Source organism: Kordia algicida OT-1 (assembly GCF_000154725.1).
Classification (GTDB): Bacteria; Bacteroidota; Bacteroidia; order Flavobacteriales; family Flavobacteriaceae; genus Kordia; species Kordia algicida.
The window spans coordinates 2,373,320-2,389,741 of the sequence record NZ_DS544873.1 but is presented as its reverse complement, the minus strand read 5'-3'; the positions used below and the strand labels follow the sequence as shown (position 1 = coordinate 2,389,741).

General features: G+C 33.7%; 19 protein-coding genes. 15 read left to right on the top strand and 4 right to left on the bottom strand.

The window, feature by feature from the left end:
* The 14 genes from KAOT1_RS10270 (at window position 1) to KAOT1_RS10210 (ending at window position 11,137) form a co-directional block, all read left to right on the top strand.
* Window positions 1–402, top strand: coding sequence for an OsmC family protein (locus KAOT1_RS10270; protein WP_007094732.1), 402 nt, complete (start codon window positions 1–3; stop codon window positions 400–402).
* On the top strand, window positions 403–954 hold the full coding sequence (locus KAOT1_RS10265; RefSeq protein ID WP_007094731.1) for a DUF922 domain-containing protein: 552 nt from the start codon (window positions 403–405) through the stop codon (window positions 952–954). It begins immediately after the preceding gene.
* Window positions 947–1,195, top strand: a complete 249-nt coding sequence (locus KAOT1_RS10260) for a DUF3820 family protein (protein ID WP_007094730.1) — start codon at window positions 947–949, stop codon at window positions 1,193–1,195. Before KAOT1_RS10265 ends, KAOT1_RS10260 begins: the two co-directional genes overlap by 8 nt.
* A 127-nt stretch (window positions 1,196–1,322) precedes the next feature.
* Entirely contained in the window at window positions 1,323–1,505 is a 183-nt protein-coding gene (locus KAOT1_RS10255) for a class I lanthipeptide (RefSeq protein WP_007094729.1), read from the top strand.
* A 419-nt stretch (window positions 1,506–1,924) separates the two neighbouring features.
* The gene (locus tag KAOT1_RS10250; RefSeq protein WP_007094728.1) at window positions 1,925–2,143 is read left to right on the top strand and encodes a class I lanthipeptide; all 219 of its coding nucleotides are present in this window, start codon (window positions 1,925–1,927) and stop codon (window positions 2,141–2,143) included.
* A gap of 347 nt (window positions 2,144–2,490) precedes the next feature.
* Window positions 2,491–3,087, top strand: a complete 597-nt coding sequence (locus tag KAOT1_RS10245) for an N-acetylmuramoyl-L-alanine amidase (protein ID WP_007094727.1) — start codon at window positions 2,491–2,493, stop codon at window positions 3,085–3,087.
* Between the two features lie 17 nt (window positions 3,088–3,104).
* Complete coding sequence (locus KAOT1_RS10240; protein WP_007094726.1) at window positions 3,105–3,569, top strand: hypothetical protein; 465 nt, start codon at window positions 3,105–3,107, stop codon at window positions 3,567–3,569.
* A gap of 20 nt (window positions 3,570–3,589) precedes the next feature.
* Entirely contained in the window at window positions 3,590–3,949 is a 360-nt protein-coding gene (locus KAOT1_RS10235; protein ID WP_007094725.1) for a hypothetical protein, read from the top strand.
* 153 nt (window positions 3,950–4,102) lie between these two features.
* Window positions 4,103–5,737, top strand: coding sequence for a CTP synthase (locus KAOT1_RS10230; protein WP_007094724.1), 1,635 nt, complete (start codon window positions 4,103–4,105; stop codon window positions 5,735–5,737).
* Window positions 5,738–5,835: 98 nt separating this feature from the next.
* On the top strand, window positions 5,836–7,758 hold the full coding sequence (gene yidC, locus KAOT1_RS10225; RefSeq protein WP_007094723.1) for a membrane protein insertase YidC: 1,923 nt from the start codon (window positions 5,836–5,838) through the stop codon (window positions 7,756–7,758).
* Between the two features lie 226 nt (window positions 7,759–7,984).
* Complete coding sequence (locus KAOT1_RS10220) at window positions 7,985–9,193, top strand: retropepsin-like aspartic protease (protein ID WP_007094722.1); 1,209 nt, start codon at window positions 7,985–7,987, stop codon at window positions 9,191–9,193.
* Window positions 9,194–9,553: 360 nt separating this feature from the next.
* Window positions 9,554–9,730 carry a hypothetical protein gene (locus tag KAOT1_RS22895; protein WP_007094721.1) on the top strand — a complete coding sequence of 59 codons (177 nt, stop codon included), beginning with the start codon at window positions 9,554–9,556 and terminating at the stop codon, window positions 9,728–9,730.
* Window positions 9,731–9,845: 115 nt separating this feature from the next.
* Window positions 9,846–10,232, top strand: coding sequence for a helix-turn-helix domain-containing protein (locus tag KAOT1_RS23425; RefSeq protein ID WP_007092873.1), 387 nt, complete (start codon window positions 9,846–9,848; stop codon window positions 10,230–10,232).
* A 5-nt stretch (window positions 10,233–10,237) separates the two neighbouring features.
* A complete protein-coding gene (locus KAOT1_RS10210; protein WP_007092993.1) occupies window positions 10,238–11,137 on the top strand; it encodes an IS3 family transposase in 900 nt (299 codons plus the stop codon).
* Window positions 11,138–11,195: 58 nt separating this feature from the next.
* On the opposite strand, the gene KAOT1_RS10205 is transcribed toward KAOT1_RS10210, so the two are convergent.
* From KAOT1_RS10205 to KAOT1_RS10195, 3 genes are read right to left on the bottom strand one after another with little or no spacing between them, the layout of a single operon-like run.
* Window positions 11,196–12,200, bottom strand: coding sequence for an LLM class flavin-dependent oxidoreductase (locus KAOT1_RS10205; protein ID WP_007094720.1), 1,005 nt, complete (start codon window positions 12,198–12,200; stop codon window positions 11,196–11,198).
* A 1-nt stretch (window position 12,201) separates the two neighbouring features.
* On the bottom strand, window positions 12,202–13,506 hold the full coding sequence (locus KAOT1_RS10200) for an AMP-binding protein (protein WP_007094719.1): 1,305 nt from the start codon (window positions 13,504–13,506) through the stop codon (window positions 12,202–12,204).
* Window positions 13,507–13,516: 10 nt separating this feature from the next.
* Complete coding sequence (locus KAOT1_RS10195) at window positions 13,517–13,858, bottom strand: hypothetical protein (RefSeq protein ID WP_007094718.1); 342 nt, start codon at window positions 13,856–13,858, stop codon at window positions 13,517–13,519.
* A gap of 418 nt (window positions 13,859–14,276) precedes the next feature.
* On the opposite strand from KAOT1_RS10195, the gene KAOT1_RS10190 reads away from it, so the two are divergent.
* Window positions 14,277–15,044: an Eco47II family restriction endonuclease gene (locus KAOT1_RS10190; protein WP_007094717.1), complete on the top strand. Its 768-nt coding sequence runs from the start codon at window positions 14,277–14,279 to the stop codon at window positions 15,042–15,044.
* Here KAOT1_RS10190 and dcm read toward each other — a convergent pair.
* The gene (dcm, locus tag KAOT1_RS10185; RefSeq protein WP_007094716.1) at window positions 15,020–16,261 is read right to left on the bottom strand and encodes a DNA (cytosine-5-)-methyltransferase; all 1,242 of its coding nucleotides are present in this window, start codon (window positions 16,259–16,261) and stop codon (window positions 15,020–15,022) included. The two genes, KAOT1_RS10190 and dcm, sit on opposite strands and share 25 nt — an antisense overlap.
* Window positions 16,262–16,422 lie beyond the last annotated feature (161 nt).

Genomic DNA, 16,422 nt, shown 5'->3' with positions numbered 1-16,422 from the left:
ATGACTTCAAAAGTAACCTACACAGGAAGCCTCAGAACCGTTTCTCAACATATAAAATCTGGAAATGAATTCATTACAGATGCGCCAACAGACAATAATGGTAAAGGAGAAGCGTTTTCTCCTACAGATACTGTTGCGACAGGACTCGCAAGTTGTATGTTAACGGTAATGGGAATCAAAGCCAATCAACTCGGTGTAAATATGGAAAATACGACTGCCGAAGTGACCAAAACCATGGCTTCAAACCCGAGAAGAATCTCAAGAATAGAAGTGCAAATTCATTTGCCTTTTGAAGCAGATGATAAAACCAAAAAAATACTAGAAAACACCGCAAACACGTGTCCTGTACATTACAGTCTTCATCCAGATATTGAAAAGATTGTTGAATTTCATTGGAAATAAATGTATAAAATTTTAGGCATACTCTGTATTTTCTTGCTCGTTCAAGAAGAAGAAACCATTACATGGGAAAAAACGCAAAAACTTCATTGGGGAAACTTCAAAGATGAGCCTGATTACGACTCGGATGCGGTTGCTATTACAGCTTCAGGAATTACATATGGTTTTCGCTCAAAAACCTATTCTAATAGTGATAAAATAGAATATTCAACCAACGTTATAGCGCAATTCTATCCAAATCAATCTTGGTATTTAAGAGATCGTGTAAATGATACCGTTTTAGGACACGAACAGTTGCATTTTGATATTACAGAATTACACGCACGCAAACTTCGTAAGCGTTTCAAGAATGTCAAATCTACCAAAAACATTCAGCAAGAGCTTTCCAAAATATACGATCAGGTAAACAAAGAGCTTCAAGAAATGCAAAATGCTTATGATAACGGTTCTGATTATTCTCGCGATTACGAAGGACAAATAAAATGGCAAAAATTTATTGCATCAGAACTCAAAAAATACAGTCAATACAAACAACCTACCAAACAAAATGACTGATTTCCCCAACAAAGAAGCGCAACAAAAACTTCTCATAGAATTGGCACACGCCAAAATGCCTTTCGGAAAATACGAAGGTAGCTACTTGGTTAACTTACCTGAACGCTATTTGATTTGGTACCGACAAAAAGGATTTCCCAAAGGAAAACTCGGCAAACAAATGGAACAAATGCTTGATATCAAAATCAATGGTTTAGAACCGATGATTCGGAATATTCAGCGACATTTTCAAAAACAGTAATTACCATTTTTCTTCTACTAATACATGATGTTAATTGCTGTTGACACTTTATAAAACGTCACTAACAATTCTTTTTTCTTTTCTCACAGCACTATATGTTTGTTACCTAAATATCAAAATATTTATTATGAAGAAAAAAAGAAGTATTCAAAAACTAAAAGTTCACAAAGAAACAATTAGTAATTTAAACACAATTAAAGGAGGAGCTGTAACAACTACGGTAACAGAAGGGCTAATAGTGATTTATACAATTATTTGGGATTGTAATCGAGACAAAATTGACCATTCGTTTACTCATGGTGATCCATGAGATATAAAGAAGCTGTGAAAAATTTTACGGATATATCGTGATGTATAAAAATGAAGCTATTTTTCTTTTTAAAGACGAATAGCTTCATTTCTTTATACTATCTCGGCGACAGTTTTACAAATAAGAATTTTATCATGTCGTAAAGGAAAGATTTATTACTTCAATGCCTAGTCCATATAAGTATATTTTGGGATATAAATGTATAGGTGTAGTTGTTAAAAAATCATCCCAAAAAAGTCTTATTTTATCACATCTTACTTTTAATTCATCACTATTTCAGTGGTAATCTATCACAAAGCTTTATGAATAGTGCGTTTGAGTTTTTTATGTAGATATATTTGACGCATTCATTGCGTATCGAAATTTTATCATTCTTTTCAGAATACCTATGAGTTTTATCTAACATTAAAACATTTATTATGAAGAAAAAAAGAAGTATTGAAAAACTGAGTTTTCAAAAAGAAACGATTAGTAAATTAAACGAAGTAACAGGAGGAGCCAAAATTACGACAACAATAGTTACTATAACTCCAGCTGTATCAGAAGGACTAGGAGGTAGTTGTGTCGACAGTTGTGATTGTCCAAATAAAACATATAATTGGATGATATGCGTAGCTGATTATACTGAAGATTGTTAAATAATAAAAAGGTTTTTTAAACTTTCAAAAGACCTTTTAGCACAAATACTATTGAAGCTATCTGTTTCTTAGGAATATTCAGAAACAGATAGCTTCTGTTATATGCAAACAATACTATTCTTAAAATACATATATATAAGGTAGGTATTCAAATTCTAATAACTTCTACCATACATTCATAAATAGTTAACCTGCAACTACAAAAAAAGGTGATTTTCCCCTTTTTGTGGTTCTCAAATATTCCATACCTTTAAGAATTCCCCTTTTATAGAAACTTCATCAGTAAATTTTAATTGCTTTTTGAAGTAGAAACGAAAGGATTTTTTGTTTAAACACAGACATATATTATGATCGTATTACTAGACAATAGACACGGCGGAATCATCAATGGAACCTATCAAACACCCGGAAAACGTTCTCCAATTTGGAATGATGGTTCGCAACTATTTGAAGGCGAATTCAACAGAGCTATCGTAAACGGAATCATTGAAGAACTCACAAAACTTCGTATTCCGTACGATAACATTGCCGCAGAATACAGAGATGTCACACTTCAAACACGCGTGCGTAGAGCCAACAAATACGGCTCGCGAAACTGTTTCTATCTCAGCGTACATTCCAATGCTGGTGGCGGACATGGAAGCGAAATATTTACTTCTATGCGTAACACCAAAAGTGACCGAATTGCTACCGTATTTGGAGAAGAATTCAAAAGAGAATTTCCAAATCGTCGATTGCGTACCGATTTCTCGGATGGCGATTTAGACAAAGAAAAAAACTTCTACGTGTTAAAACATACACGAATGCCAGCCATCTTAACAGAAAACTTCTTTATGGACAATGAAGAAGAATGTAAATCTATCTTAATGACGCGTGAAGGACGATTAAAAGTCATTCGCTATCATGTAGATGCCATTAAAAGAGTAAAACAAGAATTATTTTAATCATAACAAAAACAACTATGAAAACACGTTTTTATGCAGTATACCTAAGTGTTGTAGCACTTCTATTGGTTTCTTCATGTACCTCATTACGCGCACCAGTTTTTGACCAATATTCCTATCAAAAAGGAACAGAACTCAAAGTAGATGCCACGCGACTCATGGATAAAGCAACCATGCAATACGTTTCGCAAACAGAAGCCATTGAACACCTTGAAGGCGAACTAGCAAAAATGCTCGAATACCAAAAAAATAGACCCAACAATCAAATCAGTTATGCCATGTGGAAAATGATGGCAAATCCTGATAAAAAATTCATCGCAGGATTCTTAAAACGTTGGAAAGAAGAAGGAAAACTATCATCATTCTTTATCAACGAAGCAAAAGGACAGGTAGTAGAAGCACTCGATTTGATCTTACAATACGAAGGAAAAAAAGATCCTGCCGCAGAAAAACGACTACAAGGACTTTTAGGTTTACAATAACGACATAACAACACACAAAAATGGATTTCAAAAACGTACTAAAAGAAATAAAAGGAAACCTATTAGAACTAATGGGTGCAAAGTTTGACGACTTAAAAACTGAATCAAAAAAAGATGTACAAGACTTTCTAGAAGCTTCCAAAGCGAAATTAGAACGCTGGACAACTTTATTAGCAGAAGGAAACCTAACGCCACAAGACTACAAATGGTTAGTAGAAAGCCAAAAAGACTTGGTAGTTTTAAAAGGATTATACGCTGCGGGCGTTTCTAAAATAAAACTCGGTCACTTAAAAAACAGCATTCTCGATACGGTTATAAATACCGCTATTGGCTTGGTCACAAAGACAGATGAAAATACAGATGACACAGAAACTTCCTAAAAGCAAAACATAGCGCACTGATAATCAGTTTTATCAGAAAAAAATACAAAGGTTGAATACACTTGAAAAATAGTTATTCAACCTTTATTATTTATAAATACTTCTTTGTACTTTTGCCGCCGAATACAACAACAACACAACACACTATTACGAATGACAAACACCAAATACATATTTGTTACGGGCGGTGTTACTTCTTCTTTGGGAAAAGGAATAATTGCGGCTTCACTAGCCAAATTATTACAAGCAAGAGGTTACAGAACAACCATCCAAAAGCTAGATCCTTACATCAATGTTGATCCTGGAACGCTAAATCCGTACGAGCATGGAGAATGCTACGTTACAGACGATGGCGCAGAAACGGATTTGGATTTAGGACATTACGAACGTTTTTTAAATGTTCCAACTTCGCAAGCAAATAATGTAACTACCGGACGCATCTATCAAAGTGTCATAGAAAAAGAACGTAGAGGTGAATTCTTAGGAAAAACGGTTCAAGTAGTTCCGCACATTACCAACGAAATCAAAGAACGCATTCAAATTCTTGGAAACTCAGGAAACTATGACATCGTTATCACGGAAATTGGAGGAACTGTCGGAGATATTGAATCTTTACCATACATAGAATCTGTTCGTCAACTCTTGTGGGAATTAGGAGAACACAACGGAATGGTTATTCACCTAACCTTAGTTCCGTATCTATCTGCCGCAGGCGAATTAAAAACAAAACCAACGCAGCATTCTGTAAAAACCTTAATGGAAAGCGGAATCAAAGCAGATGTTTTGGTATGCAGAACAGAGCATGAACTCTCAGAAGAATTGCGTCACAAACTCGCTTTATTCTGTAACGTAAAACGTGAAGCTGTCATTCAGTCAATCGATGCAAAAACCATCTACGATGTGCCTAATTTAATGTTGCAAGAAGGTTTGGATTCGGTTGTTCTAAAGAAACTAGATTTAATAGAAGAAGAAGCACCAAACTTAACCAGTTGGAATCAATTCTTAAAAAAACTAAAAAACCCTAAACACACCGTAACCATTGGTTTGGTTGGAAAATATGTGGAGTTGCAAGACTCATACAAATCCATTCTTGAGGCGTTCATTCACGCTGGAGCGGAAAACGAAATCAAAGTCAATGTGGAGTCTATTCACTCAGAACACATCACAGAAAAAACCATTGCTGGTAAGTTTAAAAACTTAGATGGAATCTTAGTAGCACCAGGTTTTGGCGATCGTGGTATAGAAGGAAAAATAAAAGCGGTTCAGTATGCACGTGAGCACAATGTCCCATTCCTGGGAATTTGCTTAGGTATGCAAATGGCAGTGATTGAATTCTCTAGAAACGTATTAGGTTTAGATAGCGCCAATTCTACGGAGATGAATCCAAAAACGGCAAGTCCTGTTATCAATCTCATGGAAGCACAGAAAAACATCGAAAACAAAGGAGGAACGATGCGTTTAGGAGCTTGGGAATGTGAACTCAAAGCAGGAAGCAAAGTACATGACATTTACGGACATGATATGATTTTGGAACGTCATCGCCACAGATACGAATTCAATAATGATTACAAAGAAAAAATAGAAGCAGAAGGATTAATTGCTACAGGACTGAACCCAAAAACAGGATTGGTAGAAATTGTCGAATTGCCTTCGCATCCTTGGTTTGTAGGTGTACAATATCATCCTGAATACAAAAGTACGGTAGCAAATCCGCATCCACTATTTGTGGCTTTTGTAAAAGCAGCGTTGGTGTTTGCAGAAAAAAAACAAAATGCCACTTTGGCATAAAAATAGAAAATGGTTGCTTTTTTGAGTAACAAAACAACACAAAAGGTGTCTACCAATGTAGATGCCTTTTTATAAGATGAGTATAAATTAACGATTAGATGGAAGAAGAAAACAAGTTTGATTACAAACAATTCATAGGCCTTGCTTTAATTGCCTTAATTGCTGTATATTGGTATAACAGTACCAAACCTACCGAAGAAGAAATTGCTGCTGCAGAAGCTGAAAAAGCAAAAATGGAGCAAGTTGTAAAGCAAGACAGTATAACAGCAGCAACAAATGCTACTAAAGAAACTATACTTAATCTTTCCGATTCTACGCAAGTAGCTCAATACAAAAGTTCGCTTGGCGCTTTCGGATACAACGCTGATAAAGTTTCGGCAGACAAAGTAACTACGCTTGAAAACCAATTACTTTCTTTAAAAATAAGTAACAAAGGTGGGCAAATTGTTGAAGCACGCGTAAAAGGACAAATGGTAAAAGGCGAATTTGAACCTTTGGTAACCTATGATTCACTTCCTGTATATCTAGTAAAAGACGGAAATGCTTCTTTCGGATTGAACTTGACAACGACTGATAATCGAGTAATTAATACGAAAGATTTAGCTTTTGAACCGAACTATTCTGAAAATGGAGACAGCAAAGTACTTTCCATGAAACTGAAAGTTGCTGCAGATAAATACTTGGAGTACAGATACGAAATCAAAGACGATTATATGGTTGATTTTTCGGTTCGTTCACAAGGATTAAATGGTGTCATCAACGCAAGTCAGCCAATCAACATGGAGTGGAAACTGAAAAGTTTCAGACATGCAAAAAGTGTAACTTATGAAAACCGTTATACAGATTTACACTACGAATACGACGATGGAAAAGACAGTTACCTAGGGCAAGCGACTGACGAAGAAAAAATAAACGATGTTACGTGGTTAGGCTACAAACAACATTTCTTTACGTCTATCTTACTGACAGATGATCCTTTCAAAACGGCTACCATCTCAACAGAAAACATCGTAGACAGCGAAATGCCAGAAAAAGATGTGGAGTTCTTAAAGAACTTTGGCGCAACGATTCCTTTAGAATTAAAAGGCGGAGAATTAAATTACACCATGGATTTATATCACGGTCCAACGGATTATGATATCCTATCCAAATACGATAGAAACTTAGACGAAATCGTTCCATTAGGTTGGGGAATTTTTGGTTGGATCAATCGTTTCTTCCTAATTCCGTTATTCGGATTGTTAAGTTCGTTCTTACCTGCGGGAATTGCTATTATTGTGATGACAATTTTAGTTCGTTTATTACTATCGCCAATTACGTACAAGTCGTATCTATCACAGGCAAAAATGAAAGTAATTCGTCCAGAGATCAACGAAATCAACGAAAAGTACAAAGACGATGCAATGAAAAAGCAGCAAGAAACCATGAAACTATATGGTAAAGCTGGCGTGAGTCCAATGGCAGGTTGTATTCCTGCATTGATGCAAATTCCAGTATTCTATGCCTTATTCATGTTCTTCCCATCTGCGTTTGAATTACGTCAAAAAAGCTTCCTTTGGGCAGAAGATTTATCGTCATACGATACTATTGCTCAATTGCCTTTCAATATTCCTGTATATGGAGATCACATCAGTTTATTTCCAATCTTAGCGTCTATTGCCATCTTCTTCTATATGCGAATGACTACAGGCCAGCAAATGAGTTCTATGCAGCAACCAACGCAAGAAGGAATGCCAGACATGAGTAAAATGATGAAATACATGATGTATTTCTCTCCATTAATGATGTTATTCTTCTTTAACAACTACGCAAGTGGATTGAGTTTATACTATTTCGTATCGAACTTAATTACGATCGGAATCATGTTAGTCATCAAAAACTACATCATTGACAACGATAAAATTCATGCACAAATTGAGGAAAACAAAAAGAAGCCGAAAAAGCAGAACAGATTCCAAAAGAAAATGCAGCAAATGATGGAACAAGCCGAAGCGCAGAAAAAAGCAAACAGTAAAAAATAATTTACAACAGTAAATACATTACACAAAAGCTTCTCAATTTGAGGAGCTTTTTTTTGTATCTTATATTTCATGAAAGATTTGGTATTAAATGACATCAAAATTCGTAACAAAATCTTTGTGCATACTACTAATATGAGAAATTGTATTTTGATTAAATTCAAATCAGTAAGAATATAATCCTACTGACAAAAGTCAATTAAACACATCTCAAACTCTAAAAAAGAATATGAAATACATAATTTTATCAATCCTAACACTCATTGTGACATCGTCCTTGGCTCAAGAGCATAATGATGAGGAAATAAAAAAAGTAGCAAATCAGGGTAAACTACTTCAAAATACAAACAGAGACACAATTCCTATCAGGATTGTCAATGACTTGATTGTACTAAAAATGAAAGTCAATGACCAAGAGCTCAAATTTATGTGGGACAATGGTTTCTCTTTTTCCGCAATTGATAGCAATCTGGTGAAAAAACTTCAACTTACAGATTACACAAAAGCAAACACAATTACTGCGACTGATGGTGTAAACAACCAAGTAGATATGGATTTGAAAATAGCAAAAGAAATCACAGTAGGTAGTCACACAATACAACAAACTCCTTTTCTATTGCTTGATATCGAATCGTTAGCAGGTTTTGGAGATGAAGTCCATGGAGTTTTGGGGGCAACAATTACCAAACGATTAAACTGGAAATTTAACTTTGACAAAAACTATGTGGTGGTTTCTCAAAAACCATTCAACGGAGAAGGTATAGTAATTCCTTTTGTATTGAATGATTATAATACCATGTTTACTTCTCTAGAAATCAATGGAATTAAAGATGGTGTCGAAATAGATTTTGGCTCTACCAGTGATGATATTGAAGTCACTATTAATGCGCTAGAATTATTTAAAGACTCTAAAAAAGCTACGTATGAAGGTGTTTCAGGAATGTCTGTTGGCGGTTTGTCAAAACCAGATGTTGGCTATTACATTAAAGACTTTACGTATAAAATTGGAGATACCATTTTAGCACATCCTATCAAATTATTTATAACATCTTCAGAAAGAGGAGCGCGTATTGGTAACAAGATGTTACGAAACTACAACTGTATCATCAATAGTAATACTAATGAAATCATTTTAAGTACTAGAAAAACCAAAATGAAGACTTCGCCTGAAAAAAAACACGGAGTTATTATTTTCAAATTAGAAGACAAATTAAAAATTATCGGTATTTACAACAATCCAAATACCAAAGGAAATCAAGACTTGAAACTTGGAGATGAAATCATAGAAATCAATGGGAAAAAAGCTGCTGACTTTAAAGACAATGTAGCGCTCAGAAATTTTCAATTAGAATTACTTCACAAAGGAGAAAAACTTAGCATTACCAAAAGTGATGGAAAAGTAATTACCTTACTTCCTGAATATAGTATTTACGAATAAGCGAGGTAAAAAATAAATTCTAGCATCAAATTCCATACAAAAGGCTGTCTAAAAAAGTTAGACAGCTTTTTTTGTAATACCAATACACCATCATGTGAAAAAAGTACCGCAGGAAACCACCAAAAGCACCGCAGGAAAAGGTGAAAAGTAGCGGAGGTTTTCATCAAAAGCACCGCAGGAAATAGGTAAAAGCAAAGCAGGTTTTAATTCTTGCATTTCAAAAAGGAAGAAAAGCACTATAAAGTGTTCAGGATTAACACCTTTTTTGCCGAAAATGAGTCATAAAGCGCAAAGAAAATTCGTATGGTGTTAAAATAATGACTATATTGTGTTGTATTACCATTAAAACAAATTCATATTATGAAAACAAATAAGAAAATAAAAGTACTTAAAGTACACGAAAAAGAAACGCTATTAGGAGGATTTAAAGGAGATTTAAATCTAAACCATAGAGTTGATGATTGTGACGATCCAACCTGTAGTTGTTGCGACCACACGTTGGCAAGCGCTCCAGTTGATAAAACACCGCAAAGGTAAATAATACTACAAAATACATAAAAAAGTCTTTGTAAATATAAATGTATTCGCAAAGACTTTTTTTGTTTTAATATTGTCTCGTCCTGAAATAGCGTTACACTAAATTTTAAGCGTAATGAAAACAAATTATGTAAAACGTACTCAAAAAGATTATTCATTATCTTTTAAACTCCAAGTAGTTCAAGAGATTGAACAGGGCAAACTGACACGCTCACAAGTCTTATCAAAGTATGGTATACAATCTGGATCTACCATCAGAACTTGGTTAAAAAAATATGGTAACTTTGATTGGCATAATCAAACTCCACTTTCTATGACAAAGACTCCAGAACAAAAGATTTTAGAATTAGAAGAAAAAATCAAACTGTTAGAAAAGCAGAAGGCTCGTGCAGAACATCTGGCGGAGCGTGCTGACAAGAAAGCTATTTTGTTTGATATGATGATTGATTTAGCAGAAAAAGAGTTTAATATTCCTATCAGAAAAAACTCCAAACCCAAGTAATCGATATGTTTAGAATACATTACAGAGAAAGTATCTCATCTACTTGTGAGTTACTTGGGGTAAGCAGGCAAGTATATTACCGAGCGATACGTTCAAAAGAGAAACGACAGTGTATTGCTAGTGATGTGATAGAGCTGGTTCAATCTGTTAGAATAGAGCAACCACGCATTGGCACAAGGAAGTTATATCATATTCTACAAGAGTCTTTACGTAGTTTAGGTGTCGGCAGAGATCGTTTATTTGCTATTTTAAAGGCAAATCATATGTTGATTAAACCCAAGCGGAGCTATCATATCACTACTAACTCTCATCATCGGTTTAGAAAACATAACAATGTAATAGAGAATTTAGATGTAAACAGACCAGAACAAGTTTGGGTAGCAGATATTACCTATGTAGGTAATCGAGCTAATCCCATGTATTTATCGCTTATTACAGATGCATATTCTAAGATGATCGTTGGGTATTATCTATCAAATACCTTGGCAGTAGATAGTTCTATAAAAGCATTAAAGCAAGCTGTTAAAAACAGAAAATATCCCAAGGAAAGGCTAATACATCATTCTGATAGAGGTTTACAATATTGTAGTAATCAATATCAAAGAATATTAACTAAGAGTCATATTAAATGTAGTATGACAGAATCCTATGATCCATATCAAAATGCAGTAGCAGAGCGAATCAACGGAATCTTGAAACAAGAGTTTTTGATGGGCACCTCTAAAATAGACATCAAACTAATGAAGAAAATAGTACAACAGAGTATTAAAGTTTATAATACCAAAAGACCGCATTTATCATGTCAAATGCTAACTCCAGAACAGATGCACAAACAAAATAAAGTCAACATAAAAACCTATAAAAGAAAAAACACAGATAAGACAGCTGTCTTATCTGTGTTTTAACTATTTTTAATCCTAAATAACTGTAACGGTTTTTTAGGACGGGTCATATGTAGTTGGCTCAGGAAGTGATATTCAGTTTTCGAATCACAGAATTTATTTGCTGAATTTCGTCAAAACCAGTCTTCGGAATCTCCACAATCAAACTTTCTACACCTTTCTCAATATAGGTTTGTATATAAGTTGAAACGTCTTCATAACTGCCTACCAAATAAGGAACATCCGAATAGCCATTTACAAACGGTTGCAAACTGTACACGGTATCTTCTTCGGAAGCTTTATAGCATTTATACACACTTTCCTTCCAAACCGATTGTGATTGCTTAATGGAAATCTGTTGTAAAATACTTCGTTTTCGATCTTTTTTGCTGAAAAATTTCAACACTTCTTGCGCTTCCTCTGTCGTTTCACGTGTAATAATTCCAAAATGATAGCTGATCTTTTGAGACGCATTCAAAGACAATTTAGACAAACTTTCGCCCATTTTTAACTGTATCATTTTTTTCTGCTGTAGCAACTGTTGTGCAAACTCCGAACTTCCCGCAATATGAAACACAGGTTGCAACTGTGCAGGCAACGAACCTTTAAAAACGATATTATCTAAGGTATAATACTTTCCTTTGAAGGAATACGTTTCGCTTTCATTCGCGGTCAGCAATTCCTGTACAATCGTGATAAATTCATTCAAGCGATTATATTTTTCTTCCTTTGAAAGTACATCGGAAATCTTCATCGAATCTGCTGCCGAACCGCCCGTAATAAAGTTGAGGTACATAGGGCGTTGGTAAAAAGTAGACAAATTATATAAGTTCCGCACCACATACAACGGATGCACAAAACAAGGATTGATTGCGATAAACGGAAGTTTGGAAGATTTTGACAACAATTCCTGTGCAAAAAACCACGGATTTATGGGACCTTCAATCGATTCGGGCAACAATGTTCCAGAAAAATGCGAAGTCTCAGTTTCTTGGATAAAATCGGTCAAATAATCTGCAAACGATAACTGTTCCTCAAAAACGGAATCGCGCGAAATGCCCAACAAATTAAAAATCTGTATACTCATATTACTGTCTAATTATCTTTCCTGTTTGTGTGCGTTCAATGGTTTCTACGATCATAATTTTATCTGGAATTGCATAATTAGGCAATTGACTTCTAAGATAATTCTTCAAACCAACTTTATCATAATTTTCTAGCGGAATTAACTTTGCAATCAGCGTATCATTCTTTGTCAACACGTGAACTTCTTGAATCATTCCAGAATCGATAAACACTTTTTCAATAAAATTTGGCGAAACTTTATACCCTTTCACTTTCAAAAACGAAGCTTTCCGATCAATCACAAACAATCGTTCATCTTCCATAAAACCGATGTCGCCTGTAGCAATTTGTGTAGCATTATAATTGTTTGAAACTACAATTTCATCTGCTGTTGTTACCGTATATCGCGGATGAATTTCATATGAATTGGTATTATCTTCCAAACGTGTAAACATATTCAAACCAATCACCGAAGGAATCTCAGAAACTCCGTAACGCACTGAAAACGAAATATCTTCATACGCATTGCAAAGCGATTGCAACAACGAATCATGTACAAAATCGCCACCAAAACCAATATGTTTCAAATTACTAAAATGAATCTTCTTTTGAAACACAATCAACTGTTTATAAAAATACGGAACGGCTTCAATTGCCGTTACTTGCGCTTGAATTTCCTTTTTCCCCATCAACCGAAAAATTCCTGCAAACGAAGCTTCACTCGGAATCAAAATGGTGCTTTTTCCTTGTGTATATTCGAGCAATGCACTAAAACCGTAGGAATGTGTCAAAAATGGTGTAATCAATACCTTTTGCGCTTTCGTATATGGCATAAAATCATGTTCGTATGTCGTAGTCAAACTTGTGCCAAATTGTTGTGACGTATTCCAAATCAGTTTTGGTTTTCCTGTTGTTCCGCTCGATAAAAATCCAATCTTAGAAATCTGTGATTCCTCTTTTTTTACTATTGCTGATTTGATACGTTTGCTTGTCAAATTACCAATTCCAAAAGATGTAGAAAGATTTTCTTTGGAGGAAATCAATACATTACAAGAAGCTTCTGTCAACAAACGTTCTTCTAAATTACGATCTATATCAAACGGCAATAACACAAACGATTTTCGATGTATCATGCATGCCCAACTACAAAACACCAACAACGCTTGATCTTTAACTTTTAAGGCAAAAATTTCATTCGCATCTGACAAAAACTCTTTTTCAAAATCGTTCACAAACGAAAACAATTCCGCATACGTATACGCAGCTTTCTCTGTTTGCAGATAGACTGCATCAGGTTTTCTGTTTGCTATGAAATTGTGTAGGTTCATACTTTTAAAATTAAGCTTCAAGTTTATCAAGTTGCCCAAATCTTAAAACTCCAATATTACTGAATTCAATTACTTTGGTTAGTTTTCTGTTCCAAAGAAAAAAGTTTTTCTTTTCAACAATTGATGTCATTATTTTCTTATTCTTTTGACTGTCAAGAAGCTCTGAATTCTCTCTTTCGTGAACAAAGAAAATGTCTTCTTCATTAAAGTGTTCGTTGATTATTTTATGAATCAAATTGGAATCAATATTTTTATCGACTCCAAAGTAAATCCATTCCTCATTTGCTGTTTTATTCCAATGAATACTTGATTTTAAATAATCGGTTGCGCTATATAATAATCTTGATTCCAATGTTTTTTAGGACTGTATTAATTAATTTGTTTTAAGTTTTCTACTTGCTAAAAAATTATATAAAAGCATTTAGTTTTGCTTTCTTTTTAAAAGTAGGGAAAATATTGGAAAGTCAACACTTTGATGTTGTTTTGTAAAAGTCACTAAGAATAACACACCAATGCTTGCGTTATTTTGGCTTGCTAATTATTTTTCTTTGATAACTTTACGGAAAACCACATTGTGTATGTGTGGGTTTTGTTTTACATTTATGGAGAATAATGGTGAGTTGATTTAGAACTAGTTTCTATTATTTATTAGTATAGTGTGATATGCGGAATTTTGTGTATATATACATTAGCATGTATATGAGAAAACTTTTTTGTATCAAAAAAATAAATAATTCATAAATTCGTTAATCGAATCAAAAAAACTGATTATGCCAAATAAATATGTCGACTTTGTATCTGACGAACATTTAATAAGTTGTATTTCCGAATTATATACTAAATATCTGAAGGCTAAAGCTTCATATACAAAAACTGATTTTAACAAGAACAAAGTTGATGTATTCAAAATGCTTTTTGATAAAAAATTCAATAATTTAAATGATGAAGATTTAATTGAAAAAGAAATATCAAGACAGGTAGATAGAACAATCGTCAATGCAATTGGAGACTTTCATGAGAATATATTAAACGGCGTTCATGGTTATTCAAAAGTTCCCGCTGGAATTGACATAAAATCTGAAGATAATAAAGTTTTCATTGAATTAAAAAATAAGCATAACACAGTAAAAGGAGAAGACAATAAAAGTATATTTACAAAACTGAAAGGAGAAATTAATAAAAATCCTGGTTCAAAAGCTTATTTCGCAAGAATTTTGGACAAAAAATCGACAAATAAACAATGGTGTTTTTCTCATAAAAAAACAGAATACACAGACAAAAATGTACTTATTATTTCAGGAGACCAGTTATACAAAATTATAACAGGAAAAGACAATTCGTTATTTGAATTATACCAAAATCTTCCACAAGCAATTGACGACTTTTTGGCAACCATTCCTGACGACCAAAAAAGCGACAATGTAGAAAGTACAGCAATGAAAGAATTTACTGCTGACATTGCTAAATCAAACAGAAGTATAATTGACGAAATTACTTTTAGTAATTACAACTATTATTTAGGATTTGACAAACTATAGTAATCATTTAAAAATTTAACAATCGAATAACCAACTTCTTGTCCTAAATTACAAGGAACAGCATTTCCTATCTGTTTATATTGTTGAGAAATTGAGCCCATAAATTTCCAATCGTCTGGAAATGTTTGAATTCTTGCATATTCTCTAACTGTAAAAGGTCTTGTTTCATCTGGATGACATCTTTCTGTTTGTTTTTGAGCTGGACTGCAAGTAAGAGTTAAGCAAGGTTCGTCCCAACCAATTCTTCTTGCAATTCCTGTTTTCCCACCACCCAAATAAAAACTCTTACCCATAAATTCTTTTTGAATTTCAACTGGTAAATCTCGCCAATAACCTTTTGGAGGAACTAAATCTAGAACTTCTTTCTTATGGTCAGGATATTTTGAGCCTTCAGATTTCGGAACATTATTATCATATAATTCACCTTTCTTTAAAGCATCAGATAAATTATAAATTTTATTATGTGGTTTTGGATAATCATACTTAATGTCAATGTCTTTTCTTATCCCTACCAAAATTAATCTTTCTCTTTTTTGAGGTACTTTATAGTTAATTGCTTTCAAGACTTGAACAGGCATAACGTTATAGCCTATTTCATCAAGAATAGATATCATACCTTGTAAAGTCTGACCTTTTTCGTGTGACAATAAACCTTTAACATTTTCGCCAATACAAATTGGAGGACTTACTTCTTTTACAACTCTTGCGAATTCATAAAATAAAGTTCCTCTCGCATCTTCTAACCCAAGTCTTTTTCCTGCATAACTGAAAGCTTGACACGGAAAACCACCTGTGACAATTTCAACTTTGTCTTTATACTTACTAAAATCAAATGATTTAATATTGCCTTCTAAAACATTCCAATCCGGTCTATTCTCTCTTAATGTTTGACAAGCCCATTTGTCAATTTCATTTAATGCAACACATTTAATTCCTGCTTTTTCCAAACCTATGGCTAAACCACCTGCACCTGCAAACAACTCTAAAACACGATAATCTTTTAATGGAATTACGGAATTATCAACTTTATCTTCTGTATCATTAGATAATAAATCTGAAAACATTTCTAATTGAGTTTTTTTATAAACTCGATAATTACTTATTGGTTCGCGAACAGCCTCTAATTTACCATCTCTATCCCATCTTCGTAAAGTTTCTTTACTTTTACCTAAAATTTTAGCTGCTTCAGAAAGCGAATAATAATCTTTTGTAACCATATTACACAACCTTATACATTGGTTACAAATTTAGAATAAAAATTGAAATAAAAAAATGCGGAGAATAATAATAACCATCACACAACTCAATAATTTTATAAACCCAACTGATTTTTAATCCTAATATAAATGTTTTTTTAAAATTTTCCTAAGAAAACCCA